General features: G+C 66.0%; 12 protein-coding genes. 10 read left to right on the top strand and 2 right to left on the bottom strand.

What is annotated here, in order from left to right; translation table 11 throughout:
- Nucleotides 1-394, bottom strand: a 394-nt coding sequence (locus BST27_RS07045; protein ID WP_139805048.1) for a PE family protein, incomplete at its 3' end; no start/stop codon positions are given.
- A 307-nt stretch (nt 395-701) separates the two neighbouring features.
- Here BST27_RS07045 and BST27_RS07050 point away from each other — a divergent pair.
- From BST27_RS07050 to BST27_RS07060, 3 genes are all read left to right on the top strand, one after another.
- Nucleotides 702-1,379, top strand: a complete 678-nt coding sequence (locus BST27_RS07050) for an SDR family oxidoreductase (protein ID WP_069418464.1) — start codon at nt 702-704, stop codon at nt 1,377-1,379.
- A 54-nt stretch (nt 1,380-1,433) separates the two neighbouring features.
- Entirely contained in the window at nt 1,434-2,357 is a 924-nt protein-coding gene (locus BST27_RS07055) for an LLM class F420-dependent oxidoreductase (RefSeq protein ID WP_069418382.1), read from the top strand.
- Nucleotides 2,358-2,498: 141 nt separating this feature from the next.
- Complete coding sequence (locus BST27_RS07060; RefSeq protein WP_069418383.1) at nt 2,499-3,890, top strand: NAD(P)/FAD-dependent oxidoreductase; 1,392 nt, start codon at nt 2,499-2,501, stop codon at nt 3,888-3,890.
- Here the strand turns inward: BST27_RS07060 and BST27_RS07065 are convergent.
- Nucleotides 3,887-4,318 (bottom strand): PaaI family thioesterase, encoded by a 432-nt coding sequence (locus BST27_RS07065; protein ID WP_069418384.1) that lies wholly within the window; start codon nt 4,316-4,318, stop codon nt 3,887-3,889. The genes BST27_RS07060 and BST27_RS07065 overlap by 4 nt on opposite strands.
- A 351-nt stretch (nt 4,319-4,669) precedes the next feature.
- Here BST27_RS07065 and BST27_RS07070 point away from each other — a divergent pair, with 351 nt between their 5' ends.
- From BST27_RS07070 to BST27_RS07100, 7 genes are all read left to right on the top strand, one after another.
- Nucleotides 4,670-5,086, top strand: a complete 417-nt coding sequence (locus BST27_RS07070; RefSeq protein ID WP_069418385.1) for a BlaI/MecI/CopY family transcriptional regulator — start codon at nt 4,670-4,672, stop codon at nt 5,084-5,086.
- A gap of 15 nt (nt 5,087-5,101) precedes the next feature.
- Nucleotides 5,102-6,052, top strand: a complete 951-nt coding sequence (locus BST27_RS07075; protein WP_069418386.1) for a M56 family metallopeptidase — start codon at nt 5,102-5,104, stop codon at nt 6,050-6,052.
- 122 nt (nt 6,053-6,174) lie between these two features.
- Nucleotides 6,175-7,626: an NADP-dependent phosphogluconate dehydrogenase gene (gene gndA, locus BST27_RS07080; protein WP_069418387.1), complete on the top strand. Its 1,452-nt coding sequence runs from the start codon at nt 6,175-6,177 to the stop codon at nt 7,624-7,626.
- A gap of 63 nt (nt 7,627-7,689) precedes the next feature.
- The gene (locus tag BST27_RS07085) at nt 7,690-9,126 is read left to right on the top strand and encodes a GuaB1 family IMP dehydrogenase-related protein (protein WP_069418388.1); all 1,437 of its coding nucleotides are present in this window, start codon (nt 7,690-7,692) and stop codon (nt 9,124-9,126) included.
- A gap of 190 nt (nt 9,127-9,316) precedes the next feature.
- Nucleotides 9,317-10,693: a hemolysin family protein gene (locus BST27_RS07090; protein ID WP_069418389.1), complete on the top strand. Its 1,377-nt coding sequence runs from the start codon at nt 9,317-9,319 to the stop codon at nt 10,691-10,693.
- Complete coding sequence (locus BST27_RS07095; protein WP_069418390.1) at nt 10,693-11,826, top strand: hemolysin family protein; 1,134 nt, start codon at nt 10,693-10,695, stop codon at nt 11,824-11,826. Before BST27_RS07090 ends, BST27_RS07095 begins: the two co-directional genes overlap by 1 nt.
- A gap of 240 nt (nt 11,827-12,066) precedes the next feature.
- Nucleotides 12,067-14,277 carry a malate synthase G gene (locus tag BST27_RS07100; RefSeq protein ID WP_069418391.1) on the top strand — a complete coding sequence of 737 codons (2,211 nt, stop codon included), beginning with the start codon at nt 12,067-12,069 and terminating at the stop codon, nt 14,275-14,277.
- Nucleotides 14,278-14,281 lie beyond the last annotated feature (4 nt).

A 14,281-nucleotide genomic window follows, 5' to 3' on the forward strand; every position in this document is an offset into this window, starting at 1 on the left:
CGTTGCCACCCGGCGTGGTCGCGTTGGCGCCGTTACCGATCAGCGGGCGCCCAGTAGCCGCCAAGAAGGGCGCGTTGATCGCGTTGAGTAGCGGACTGGCAATGGACGCGGCGCTGGCGGCGTCGGCGGCCGAATAAGATCCCGCGCCCGCCGCCAGGACCTGCACGAACTGCTCATGAAACGCCGCCGCCTGTGCACTCAGCGCTTGATAGGAGCGGGCGTAGGAACTGAAGACCGCCGCCACTGCCGCCGACACCTCATCGGCGCCCGCGGCGAACACCGCCTCGGTGTTGGTAGCCGCCGCGGCGTTGGCGGCGCTGATCGTCGAACCGATGCCCGCCAAATCCTGGGCAGCAGCCCCCACCAGATCCGGGACCGTGATTACAAAGGACACCGGACACCTCCCATCGGGTCATGACCGAAGAGCCAGGACGACCCGGGAGAGATGCCCCGAGTCACTAGCGACCCTTGGGCAGAAGCGAATTGTATCGCCGGCCACGGGAATTTCCACGTGTTTGCAGACTGCGGTACCAGCTTCTCGTTCGACAGTCGGAATTAGTTACCCAATTCGTCCGCGCGTCGTGACGCACGGGAGTTTCATTGTCTAGCTACTGTCCAGTAACATGTACCGCGAGTGACGCCCATACCACGTGAGCAGTGGTGAACGACGGTCTGGGTTCAACGTCGAAACCGAGGAGGGCATGTCCATGGAGGTGCTGGTCACCGGTGCGGAGACGGATCTGGGCCGCACTGTCGCCGAGGGCTTCCGCGACGCCGGTCACAAGGTGACCCTCGTGGGTGCACGTCGTGGCGACCTCGAGATCGTCGCCAAAGAGCTCGACGTGGACGCGATCGTCTGCGACACCACCGACCCTGCCAGCCTCAAAGAGGTCCGCGGTCTGTTCCCCCACCACCTGGACACCATCGTCCACGTGCCGGCGCCGGTGTGGGACGCCGGCGACCCGCGCACCCATTCCCTCGCCGACACGGCGAAGGCGTGGCGTCACGCGCTGGACACCACGCTGCTGTCGGCGGTCCTGACGGTGCAAACCGTCGGTGACCACCTGCGCTCCGGCGGCTCCATCATCACCGTGGTGCCGGAGAACCCGGCCCCGGGCGGCGCGGATGCCGCCGTCAAGGCGGCCCTTTCCAACTGGATCGGCGGGCAGGCCGAGGTCTACGGCACTCGCGGCATCACGGTGAACGCCGTCGCCTGCGGGCGCAGCGCGCAACCCGGTTACGAAGGCCTTTCCCGCACACCGGCTTCCGTTGCGGCGGAGATCGCGCGGCTGTCGCTGTTCCTGACCACCTCCGCGGCTCGCCACATCACCGGGCAGACGATGCACGTCAGTCACGGCGCGCTCGCCCAATTCGCCTGATCCGCTAGGGGAGTCGGGGATAGCCCGCTGCAGGGCCACCGTTACGGTGGATCCGTGGCCATCAAGCTCGGATTCCAGATTCCCAAGTTCTCCCACGGCACCGGCGTGGAAAAGCTGTTCCCGTCGGTCATCGCGCAGGCGAAAGAGGCCGAAGAGGCCGGGTACGACGCGCTTTTCGTGATGGACCACTTCTACCAACTGCCGATGCTGGGTCTACCGGAAGACCCGATGCTGGAGGCCTACACCGCCCTCGGTGCATTGGCCACCGCCACAGAGCGGCTGCAGTTGGGCACGTTGGTGACCGGCAATACCTACCGAAACCCGGCCCTGCTGGCAAAGATCATCACCACCCTTGATGTGGTCAGTGCCGGCCGGGCGATCCTGGGCATCGGGGCGGGGTGGTACGAGCTCGAACATCGCCAATTGGGCTTCGAATTCGGGACTTTCACCGATCGGTTCAACCGGCTAGAGGAGGCGTTGCAGATCTTGCAGCCCATGACCAAGGGTGAGCGTGTCACCTTCTCCGGCGACTGGTACACCACCGAGTCGGCCATGGCCGAGCCGCGCTACCGCGACCACATCCCGCTCTTGATCGGCGGCGGCGGCGAGAAGAAGACGTTCGCGATCGCCGCTCGCTGGGCCGACCATCTCAACATCGTTGCGGCGCTAGACGAATTGCCGCGCAAGGTGGATGCACTGGCGGCCCGCCTGGACGAGGCCGGTCGCGATCGCTCGACGTTGGAGACCAGCCTGATGCTGACGGTGATGATCGACGAAAAGCTCAATCCGGACCACCTGCCCGAGCGGGTGAGCGGCCGCATGGTGGCGGGTAGTCCGGAACGGGTGGCCGATCAGGTCAAGGCGAAGATTCTCGACGTCGGTGTGGACGGCGTGATTCTCAACCTGTCGCCGCACGGCTTCGCTCCCGGGCTGATCAAAACCGCCGCCGAAGCGCTGCGGCCGCTACTAGCGGCGTAGATCACATCTGCCCACCAGGGAAAACGCCGCGGGTGTGGCTGAATACACACGCCGTGAGCTGGGTTTGTCCAGTTGCGCTGACTAGCGTTATAGCTAACACCAGTCAGGCTTCGAGGAGACCCCGTCAGGAGTAGCCAACCCATGAACCCGCAGCCAGAAAACACAGCTGAACCGCGTCGCCGGCATCAAGTTGTCATCATCGGCTCGGGCTTCGGCGGACTGAACGCGGCAAAGAAACTGAAGCGGGCCGACGTCGACATCAAGTTGATCGCCCGCACCACCCATCACCTGTTTCAACCGCTCTTGTACCAGGTAGCGACCGGCATCATCTCGGAAGGCGAGATCGCCCCGCCCACCCGCGTCGTCCTACGCAAGCAACGCAACGTTCAGGTCCTGTTGGGCAACGTCACGCACATCGATCTGGCCAACAAGACCGTCGCGTCGGAGTTGCTCGGCCACTCCTACGAAACGCCCTACGACACGCTGATCGTCGCGGCCGGAGCCGGGCAGTCCTACTTCGGCAACGACCATTTCGCCGAGTTCGCGCCGGGCATGAAGTCCATTGACGACGCGCTGGAACTGCGGGGACGGATTCTGAGCGCTTTCGAGCAGGCCGAAAGGTCCAGCGACCCCGAGCGGCGCGCCAAACTGTTGACCTTCACCGTGGTCGGAGCCGGCCCCACCGGTGTCGAAATGGCCGGGCAGATCGCGGAATTGGCCGAACACACATTGAAGGGCGCCTTCCGGCACATCGACTCGACGAAGGCTCGGGTGATCCTGCTCGACGCTGCTCCCGCCGTGCTGCCGCCGATGGGTGAGAAGCTCGGCGAGCGCGCCGCCGCACGGCTGAAGAAGCTGGGCGTGGAGATCCAGCTCAACGCGATGGTCGTCGACGTGGACCGAAACGGCATCACCGTCAAGGACCCCGACGGCACCATCCGTCGTATCGAGTCGGCCTGCAAAGTCTGGTCCGCGGGGGTCCAGGCCAGCCGATTGGGTCAGGACCTGGCCGAGCAGTGCGACGTCGAACTCGACCGCGCGGGTCGGGTTCGGGTGTTGCCCGACCTGTCCCTGCCGGGTCATCCGAACGTGTACGTGATCGGCGACATGGCCGCCGTCGACGGTGTGCCCGGTGTGGCGCAGGGGGCCATCCAGGGCGCCAAGTACGTCGCCAGCAACATCAAGGCCGAACTCGCCGGCGCCGACCCGGCCGAACGCGAGCCGTTCCAGTACTTCGACAAGGGCTCGATGGCCACGGTGTCGCGGTTCTCCGCCGTCGCCAAGATCGGTCCGCTCGAGTTCAGCGGTTTCATCGCCTGGCTGATCTGGCTGGTGCTGCACCTCGTTTATTTGATCGGGTTCAAGACGAAGATCACCACGCTGCTGTCGTGGACCGTCACCTTCCTGAGCACCAGGCGGGGGCAGCTGACCATCACCGATCAGCAGGCGTTCGCTCGAACGCGACTAGAACAGCTGGCTGAAATGGCCGCCGAGGCGCGCGGCCGGGCCGCGGTCGAAAAAGTGGCCAGTTAGCCCGACCGCGGCTCAAGGTTCTGCAGCCTGACCTGGCCCCGCGCGACCAGCCTGTCGTTGTCGTCGGTGATCGTGACCAGCCAGAGCTGTTGACGTCGACCACGGTGTAGCGGCTCGGCTTTGCCGTAGATCATGCCGGACCGGACGGACCGTAAGAAGTCGGTGTTGTTGTTGACGCCGACCACGTCACCCGCGCCGTAGGTGGCGTTGTACCAGGTAAAGGCGGCCACACTGGCCATGCTTTCGATCATCGAGCAGTAGACCCCGCCGTGCAGCAGGCCCATTGGTTGGTGCAGTCGCGGCGTGACCTCGAGTTCCGCTCGCGCGGAGTCGGGGCTGAGCTCGGTGAACCGCAAACCAATGAGCGAATCGAACGACGCGACGAATGCCGGGTCGATTGGCTGGGGTGACTCGGGCGGCTGTGACACGCCCTTTTGTCTACACCAAACAGGCGAGCCCCGCGCACACTGCACGGGGCTCGCCGATCGAGTAGACCGGGGGTCACTGCAGCCCTCAGGACGCTCCGGCGGTCATGTTCGCTCGACCGAATTCAGCATAGGCAAGGCTGCCCTAATTTCGCAAGGGTCTGTAGGGGTAGGGTTGTCTCCTGTCAGGCCTATCGGCACCGGGGGGACATCGCCATGACGACCGCCACAAGACCGCCTCGCAACGCGCTTACCTGCATTTAGGGAACTGGGCCGTCCTTGCTTACGACAGTAAGTAGTAAGCGGGAGTACGCTGGACTCAATGCTATTTGAGCAGATGGAGTTGAAAGAGCTATGGCCAAACTGACGCGCCTGGGGGATCTTGAACGCGCCGTGATGGATCACCTGTGGTCCACCCCGGAACCTCAGACCGTCCGCCAGGTACACGAAGCGCTGTCGGCGCAACGCGACCTCGCGTACACAACTGTGATGACCGTCCTGCAGCGGTTGGCCAAGAAGAATCTGGTCTCCCAAATCCGCGACGACCGGGCCCACCGCTACGCCCCCGTGCACGGGCGCGACGAGCTGGTCGCCGGCCTGATGGTCGACGCGCTGGCGCAGGCCGAGGACCCCGGCGGCAGACAGGCCGCCTTGGTGCATTTTGTCGAGCGAGTTGGCGCCGACGAGGCGGATGCGCTAAGACGAGCACTTGCCGAATTAGAAGCAACCAACCGCAATTCATCATCTGCTGGACCTCCAGCGGAGGACTAAGGGAGACTAAGCAGCGTGTCCGCGCTGGCCTTCACCATCCTCGCGGTGCTGCTGGCCGGTCCGGCTCCGGCCTTGTTGGCACGAGCGACGTGGCCGCTGCGCGCCCCGCGGGCCGCGATGGTGCTGTGGCAGGCCATCGCCCTGGCCGCCGCACTCTCAACATTCAGCGCCGGCATCGCGTTGGCCAGCCGACTGCTCATGCCTGGTCCAGACGGTCACCACACCGCCGGATTCATCGGTGATGCGGCACGGCTCGGCTGGCCGCTGTGGATCGCCTACATCGGGGTTTTCGCGCTCACGGTGCTGGTCGGTGTTCGACTGGCGGTGGCGCTGATGCGGGTCGCCATCGCCACCCGGCGACGCCGCGCCCATCACCGCATGGTGGTCGACCTCGTCGGCGTCGGGCACGACGTCGCGCTGCCGCACCACTGCGCCAAAAGCCGCGACCTGCGTGTGCTTGAGGTTCCCCAACCCCTTGCCTACTGTCTGCCCGGGGTTCGCAGCCGGGTGGTGGTCAGCGAAGGCACCCTGAACACACTTTCCGACGCCGAGGTCGCGGCCATCCTCACCCACGAGCGCGCACACCTACGCGCCCGCCACGACCTCGTCTTGGAGGCTTTCACCGCGCTGCATGCCGCCTTCCCACGCCTGGTGCGCAGTGCCAATGCGCTGGGTGCGGTACAACTACTCGTCGAACTTCTGGCCGACGACGCCGCCGTGCGTGCGACCGGGCGCACTCCCCTGGCCCGCGCACTGGTCGCCTGCGCATCCGGCCGGGCGCCGTCGGGCGCCCTGGCCGCGAGCGGACCAAGTACCCTGCTGCGGGTGCGGCGACTGTCCGGCAAGGGCAACAGCCTGCTGCTGTCCGCGGCGGCGTATCTGGCCGCTGCCGCGGTACTGATCGTGCCTACGATCGCGTTGGCCGTACCGTGGCTGACGGAACTGCAGCGGCTGTTCGGCCTCTGATCAAGAAGCAGCACCGGTGGAGCACCCGCGCGCGCTGTGCCACAGTGTTCTGGTTGTCCCCGTAGACGACGTTGACCCCACTGTTGAAGTCCCCGTTGAGATGGCCAACTGAGAGGCAGGACATGAGTTCGTCGGATTCGAAGACTGCGACCGCCCAGATCGGCGTCACCGGCCTGGCCGTGATGGGTTCCAACCTCGCCCGAAACTTCGCCCGGCACGGCTACACCGTCGCACTGCACAACCGGTCCGTCGCCAGAACCGACGCGCTGCTCAACGAGCACGGCTCGGAGGGCAATTTCGTGCGCAGCGAGACGATTCCGGAATTCCTTGCGGCACTGGAAAAGCCGCGCCGGGTCATCATCATGGTCAAGGCCGGTGAACCCACCGACGCCGTCATCAACGAGCTCGCCGACGCCATGGAGGAAGGCGACATCATCATCGACGGCGGCAACGCCCTCTACACCGACACCATCCGGCGCGAGAAGGCGATGCGCGAGCGCGGCCTGCACTTCGTCGGCGCCGGCATTTCCGGCGGTGAGGAAGGTGCCCTCAACGGCCCATCGATCATGCCGGGCGGACCGCCCGAGTCCTATGAGTCGCTCGGCCCGCTCCTGGAGGAGATCTCGGCCCACGTTGACGGCGTTCCCTGCTGCACGCACATCGGGCCGGACGGCTCGGGCCACTTCGTGAAGATGGTCCACAACGGCATCGAGTACTCCGACATGCAGCTCATCGGTGAGGCGTACCAGCTGCTGCGCGACGGCCTGGGCCTGAGCGCACCAGAAATCGCCGACGTTTTCGCCGAATGGAACAAGGGCGACCTGGACAGTTATCTGGTCGAAATCACCGCCGAAGTGCTGCGCCAGACCGACGCCAAGACCGGCAAGCCTCTGGTCGACCTCATCCTCGACGAGGCCGAGCAAAAGGGAACCGGCCGTTGGACCGTCAAGTCTGCCCTCGATCTGGGTGTGCCCATCACCGGTATCGCCGAGGCCGTGTTTGCGCGGGCGTTGTCCGGCTCGGTCGCGCAGCGCAAGGCGACCAGCGGCCTGGCGTCGGGCAAGCTGGGCGACAAACCGACCGACCGCGAGACGTTTACCGAGGACATCCGCCAGGCGCTGTACGCCTCCAAGATCGTCGCTTACGCGCAGGGCTTCAACCACATTCAGGCGGGCAGCGCCGAATTCAACTGGAACATCACCCCGGGCGATCTCGCGACCATCTGGCGTGGCGGGTGCATCATCCGGGCCAAGTTCCTCAACCGCATCAAAGAAGCATTCGACGCTGAGCCCGACTTGGCCAGCCTGCTGGCGGCGCCCTACTTCCGCAGCGCCGTCGAAGCGGCCATCGACAGTTGGCGCCGCGTGGTGTCCACGGGCGCTCAACTGGGTATCCCCACCCCTGGATTCTCTTCGGCTCTGTCCTACTACGACGCGTTGCGAACCGAACGGTTGCCGGCGGCCCTCACCCAGGCCCAGCGTGATTTCTTCGGTGCGCACACCTACGGGCGGATCGATGAACCGGGCAAGTTCCACACGCTGTGGAGCGGAGACCGAAGCGAGGTTCCGGCCTGACAAGCCTGACAATGGGTGGCAGACAACCGACAAACCCGACAACAGTGTGAGCGTGCATCACCGATGAGGTTTCTGGACGGGCATCGGCCCGGGTTCGACCTGACCTACAACGACGTGTTCATCGTGCCGAACCGATCCGATGTTGCGTCACGCTTCGATGTCGACCTGTCCACCACCGACGGGTCGGGCACCACCATTCCGGTGGTAGTCGCGAACATGACCGCGGTGGCCGGGCGGCGAATGGCCGAGACGGTTGCGCGCCGCGGCGGCATCGTGATCCTGCCGCAGGATCTGCCCATCCCAGCGGTGCGGCAGACCGTGGAGTTCGTCAAGAGCCGCGACCTGGTTCTCGACACCCCGGTAATGCTCGCCCCCGACGACTCGGTGTCCGACGCGATCGCACTGATCCACAAGCGGGCCCACGGCGCCGCGGTGGTGGTGTTCGAGGGCCGCCCGATCGGGCTGGTGCGGGAATCGGCCTGTGTCGGGGTGGACCGGTTCAGCCGGGTGCGCGACATCGCCATTACGGACTTCGTGACCGCACCGGTGGGCACCGAGCCCCGCAAAATCTTCGACCTGCTCGAGCATGCGCCCATCGATGTCGCGGTGGTCACCGCCGCCGACGGCACACTGGCCGGGGTGCTCACCCGGACCGGGGCGGTTCGTACCGGCATATACACGCCGGCCACCGACAGCAAGGGTCGGCTGCGGATCGGTGCGGCCGTCGGAATCACCGGCGACGTGGGTGCCAAGGCGCAGGCGCTGGTCGAAGCCGGGGTCGACGTGCTGGTAATCGACACCGCGCACGGACACCAGGTGCGAACGCTGGAGGCCATCAAGACCGTCGCATCGCTCGGCCTGGGGGTGCCGCTGGCCGCGGGCAATGTGGTGTCGGCCGAAGGGACGAGGGACCTCATCGAGGCCGGGGCGAACATCGTGAAGGTCGGCGTGGGTCCCGGCGCCATGTGCACGACCCGGATGATGACCGGCGTAGGCCGGCCCCAGTTCTCCTCGGTACTCGAATGTGCTTCGGCCGCACGCGAACTCGGTGGCCACGTGTGGGCGGACGGCGGCATCCGGCATCCCCGCGACGTCGCTCTGGCGCTGGCGGCGGGCGCGTCGAACGTGATGATCGGCTCTTGGTTCGCCGGCACCTACGAATCCCCTGGCGACCTCATGCGCGACCGCAACGACCAGCCGTTCAAGGAGAGCTACGGCATGGCCTCCAAGCGTGCCGTGGTGGCGCGGACCACCGCCGACAGCCCCTTTGACCGCGCCCGCAAGGCACTGTTCGAGGAAGGCATTTCCAGCTCGCGCATGGACCTCGACCCCGACCGCGGGGGCGTCGAGGACCTGATCGACCACATCTGCTCGGGCGTGCGGAGCACCTGCACCTACGTCGGCGCCTCGAATCTGACGGAGTTGCACGAGCGGGCCGTGGTCGGGGTGCAGACCACGGCCGGGTTCGCCGAGGGTCATCCCCTGCCCGCTGGCTGGTGAAGAACTCGTCGCAAACGTCTTCGGTAGCATGAACCCTCACAATCCCGCAGCAACGGACTGCGCGGGCTAGCACAGAAAGGGATGACGTGCCGCAGGCACCGCTCGAGGCCCTGAGTTGCCGGGGGGCTTCCCGGGCGGACTTTTCGGGCGAGCCGTCCCCCGCACCCCACAGATCGCGATATCCGTTCGAATGAACCACACCAGCACCGTGGTCAGCGTGCTGGCCATTCTGGCCCTCACCATTGGCACCGCGGTGTTCGTCGCGGCCGAGTTTTCGCTGACCGCCTTGGACCGCAGCACGGTCGACGCCAACGCCCGTCGAGGAGGCGGGCGGGACCGCTTCATCCAGCGGGCGCAGCACCGGCTGTCGTTTCAGCTCTCGGGTGCGCAGTTGGGCATCTCCATCACCACGCTGGCCACCGGTTACCTGACCGAGCCGCTGGTTTCGGAATTGCCGCACCCCGGGCTGACCTCGATCGGGGTATCAGACCGAATGTCCGACGCCATCACGGTCTTTGTGGCGTTGGTGGTCGTCACTTCGCTCTCGATGGTGTTCGGGGAGTTGGTGCCCAAGTACCTCGCGGTTGCACGCCCGCTGGGCACTGCCCGGGCGGTGGTCCTCCCCCAGTGGTTCTTTTCGACGCTGTTCACCCCGGTCATCCGGTTGACGAACGGCGCCGCGAACTGGATCGTGCGCCGGTTGGGCATCGAACCGGCCGAGGAGCTGCGCTCGGCGCGCAGCCCCCAGGAACTGGTGTCGTTGGTGCGCAGCTCGGCGCGCAGCGGTTCACTCGACGACGCCACCGCCTCGCTGATGCATCGCTCGCTGCAGTTCGGCACCCTCACGGCCGAGGAATTGATGACGCCGCGATCGAAGATCGTGGCGCTACAAGCCGACGACACCGTCGCAGACCTGGTCGCTGCGGTCGCAGAAACCGGCTTCTCCCGATTCCCGGTCGTTCGCGGCGATCTCGACGACACGATCGGAATCGTGCACGTCAAGCAGGTCTTCGAAATCCCGCCCGCCGACCGGCCACACACCCTGCTGACCACCGTCGCCAAACCGGTCACGGTGGTCCCGTCCACGCTGGACGGCGACGCGGTGATGGCCGAGATGCGGGCGAATTCCCTGCACACCGCGATGGTGGTGGACGAATACGGCGGTACCGCGGGCATGGTCACCGTCGAGGACCTGATCGAGGAGATTGTTGGCGACGTTCGCGATGAGCACGACGATGCGACGCCGGACGTGGTGGCCGCGGGCAACGGTTGGCGAGTTTCGGGGCTGCTGCGCATCGACGAGGTAGCCAACGCCACCGGGTACCGCGCCCCCGAGGGCCCCTACGAGACGATCGGCGGGTTGGTGCTGCGCGAACTCGGCCATCTCCCGGTGGTCGGCGAAAAGGTCATGCTGCCGGCACTGGACCTAGACAGCCAGCCGGACGAGTCGGTCTTCTGGCAAGCCACTGTGGTCAAAATGGATGGACACCGGATCGACCTGGTCGAGCTGACCAACCTGGGCGCAAGGCCGATCGATGCCGCATCCGGCGCGGAGCGGGGTGCCTGATGAACGCCGTACTGGCGGTGCTGGCGGCGATCCTGCTGATCGCCCTCAACGCCTACTTCGTCGGAGCGGAATTCGCGCTGATCTCGGCCCGCCGCGACCGACTCGAAGCGCTGGCCGAACAGGGCAGGAGAAGCGCGGTCACCGTAATCCACGCCGGCGAACAGCTGCCGGCGATGCTGGCCGGCGCTCAACTTGGCGTGACGGTGTCCTCGATCCTGCTGGGACGCATCGCCGAGCCCGCCGTCGCCCAGGTGCTGGCGAAACTGTTCGTGCTGACGCGGGTGCCCCCGGCCCTGCTTCACACGCTCTCACTGGCTGTCGCGCTGGCGATCGTGGTGACATTGCACGTGCTGCTCGGGGAAATGGTCCCGAAGAACATCGCGCTGGCCGGTCCGGAGCGCACGGCAATGTTGCTGGTCCCGCTGTACCTGCCCTATGTGCGGGCCGCGCGTCCGGTGATCGCGCTGTACAACCTGTGCGCCAACGGGATACTGCGGGCTTTCGGGGTGGAACCGAAGGACGAGCTGGAAGCGACGGTCTCCAGGGTTGAGCTGTCGGAGATGATCGCCGAATCGGTGTCCGAGGGCCTGCTCGACCCCGAGGAGCACAGCAGGCTGACGAGAGCGTTGCGACTCAGCACCCGCGTGATCGCCGATGTGGCCGTTCCGTTGTCGCAGATCCGGGCGGTGCCGGTGGCCGCACCCGGGGTCGGCCCGACGATCGGCGCCTTCGAGAAGGCCTTGGCCGAAACCGGCTATTCCCGGTTCCCGGTGGTGGACGTCGACGGCACCTACCTCGGCTATCTGCACATCAAGGATGTGCTGACACTCGGTGACGATCCGGATGCCGTCATCGACCTCTCCATGGTGCGACCGCTGCCGCGGATACCGACATCGCTGAGCCTGGCCGATGCCCTGTCGCGGATGCGCCGCAGCAATAGCCACCTGGCCTTGGTGACCGCCGACAGTCCCGGCCGTGGCGCCAGCGGCGGTCCGGTCCTTGCGGAGGGGCCGGCCGAACCTGGGGGCACCTCCCCCTGGGCAACCTCGGAAAACGTCGTGGCCATGGTGGCGTTGGAGGACCTGGTAGAGGACCTGGTCGGGGCCATGCGCGACGGGGCGTCCCAAGACTAGGTCAGTAGCCCGTATGATCTTCTGGGCCGTTTTTCAAGGCCGACAGCCCCCTGGCATCGCCACTCGTTGCCAGCGGCCTTACGGCGTTGTCCCCAGCCGCGTCGCGGCGACCCCCTGGGCGCGCCGTGACCTGCTGCTGCAGGTCGGCCGGATAGGCTCGGCAGGCTGCCGTCGGTAGGCTGAAGTCGTAGCCAGTCGGTAGCGGCGGAGGCCGTACCAGGCCATACACGGAGGAGAACCATGACTGAACGGGTTGCGGCGGGCAACTTGCGCGTCGCGCGGGTGCTGTACGACTTCGTCAACAACGAGGCGCTGCCGGGCACCGACATCGACCCGGACAGCTTCTGGGCCGGCGTCGACAAGGTCGTCACCGACCTGACCCCGCAGAACCAGGCGCTGCTGAACACCCGCGACGAACTTCAGGCCCAGATCGACAAGTGGCACCGCCACCATGTGCTCGACACGTTCGACCCGGACGCCTACCGTCAATTCCTCACCGACATCGGCTACTTGCAGCCCGAGCCCGAAGACTTCACCATCACCACGTCCGGGGTCGACGACGAAATCACCACGACCGCGGGTCCCCAGCTGGTGGTGCCGATACTCAACGCACGCTTCGCGCTGAACGCGGCCAACGCACGCTGGGGCTCTCTCTACGACGCCCTCTACGGCACCGACGTCATCCCCGAGGACGACGGCGCCGAAAAGGGCTCGAGCTACAACAAGGTCCGCGGCGACAAGGTGATCGCCTACGCCCGCAACTTCCTCGACCAGAGCGTGCCATTGGCATCCGGCTCCTGGGCGGACGCGACGGGCCTGAGCATCGCCGACGGTCAACTGCAGATCGCGCTCGGCGATGAATCCACCGGCCTGGCCAGTCCGGAGAAGTTCGTCGGTTACACCGGCGAGCTCGGCGCCTCCTCCTGGTCGGTGTTGCTGGTCAACCACGGACTGCACATTGAGATCCTCATCGACCCCCAGTCCGAGGTTGGTGCCACCGACCGCGCCGGCATCAAGGACGTGGTCCTGGAATCGGCGATCACCACGATCATGGACTTCGAGGACTCGGTGACCGCGGTCGACGCCGACGACAAGGTTCTCGGCTACCGCAACTGGCTCGGACTCAACAAGGGCGACCTGTCCGAGGAAGTCCTCAAGAACGGCAAGACGTTCATCCGGGTGCTCAACGCCGACCGCACCTACACCACGCCGGACGGCGGCAAGTTGACCCTGCCCGGCCGCAGCCTGTTGTTCGTCCGCAACGTCGGTCACCTGATGACGAACGACGCAATCGTGTTGGCCGGCGGCGACGGCGAAGAGACAGAGGTGTTTGAAGGCATCATGGATGCCCTGTTCACCAGCCTGATCGCCATCCACGGCCTGCGTGGCGGATCGGACAACAACGGCGCCAACGGGCCCTACGTCAACAGCCGCACCGGCTCCATCTACATCGTCAAGCCCAAGATGCACGGGCCCGCCGAGGTGGCCTTCACCTGCGAGCTGTTCAGCCGGGTCGAAGACGTCCTCGGGTTGCCCCAGGGCACCCTCAAGGTCGGGATCATGGACGAGGAGCGCCGCACCACGGTCAACCTGAAGGCCTGTATCAAGGCCGCCGCGGACCGCGTCGTGTTCATCAACACCGGATTCCTGGACCGCACCGGAGACGAGATTCACACCTCGATGGAAGCCGGCCCGATGATCCGCAAGGGTGCGATGAAGAACACCACCTGGATCAAGGCGTACGAGGACGCCAACGTCGACGTCGGGCTGGCCGCCGGTTTCTCCGGCAAGGCGCAGATCGGCAAGGGCATGTGGGCCATGACGGAACTGATGGCCGACATGGTCGAGCAGAAGATCGGCCAGCCCAAGGCCGGCGCCACCACGGCGTGGGTGCCGTCGCCGACGGCGGCCACCTTGCACGCGATGCACTACCACCAGGTCGACGTGTTCGCCGTGCAGAAGGAACTCGAAGGCAAGAAGCGCACCACCATCGACGAATTGCTGACGATCCCGCTGGCCAAGGAGTTGGCCTGGGCGCCCGAAGAGATTCGCGAAGAGGTCGACAACAATTGTCAGTCGATCTTGGGCTACGTGGTGCGCTGGGTTGAACAGGGCATCGGCTGTTCGAAGGTGCCCGACATCCACAATGTCGCGCTCATGGAGGACCGCGCCACCCTGCGCATCTCCAGCCAGCTGCTGGCCAACTGGCTGCGGCACGGCGTGATCACCAGCGAGGATGTCCGGGCCAGCCTCGAGCGGATGGCGCCGCTGGTGGACAAGCAGAACGAGGGTGACCCGAACTACCGGCCGATGGCACCCAATTTCGACGACAGCGTCGCCTTCCTGGCCGCCCAGGAACTGATCCTCTCCGGCGGCCAGCAGCCCAACGGGTACACCGAGCCGATCCTGCACCGCCGCCGTCGCGAATTCAAGGCACGCGCCAGTGCGTGATCTG

Source organism: Mycobacterium intermedium (assembly GCF_002086275.1).
GTDB lineage: Bacteria > Actinomycetota > Actinomycetes > Mycobacteriales > Mycobacteriaceae > Mycobacterium > Mycobacterium intermedium.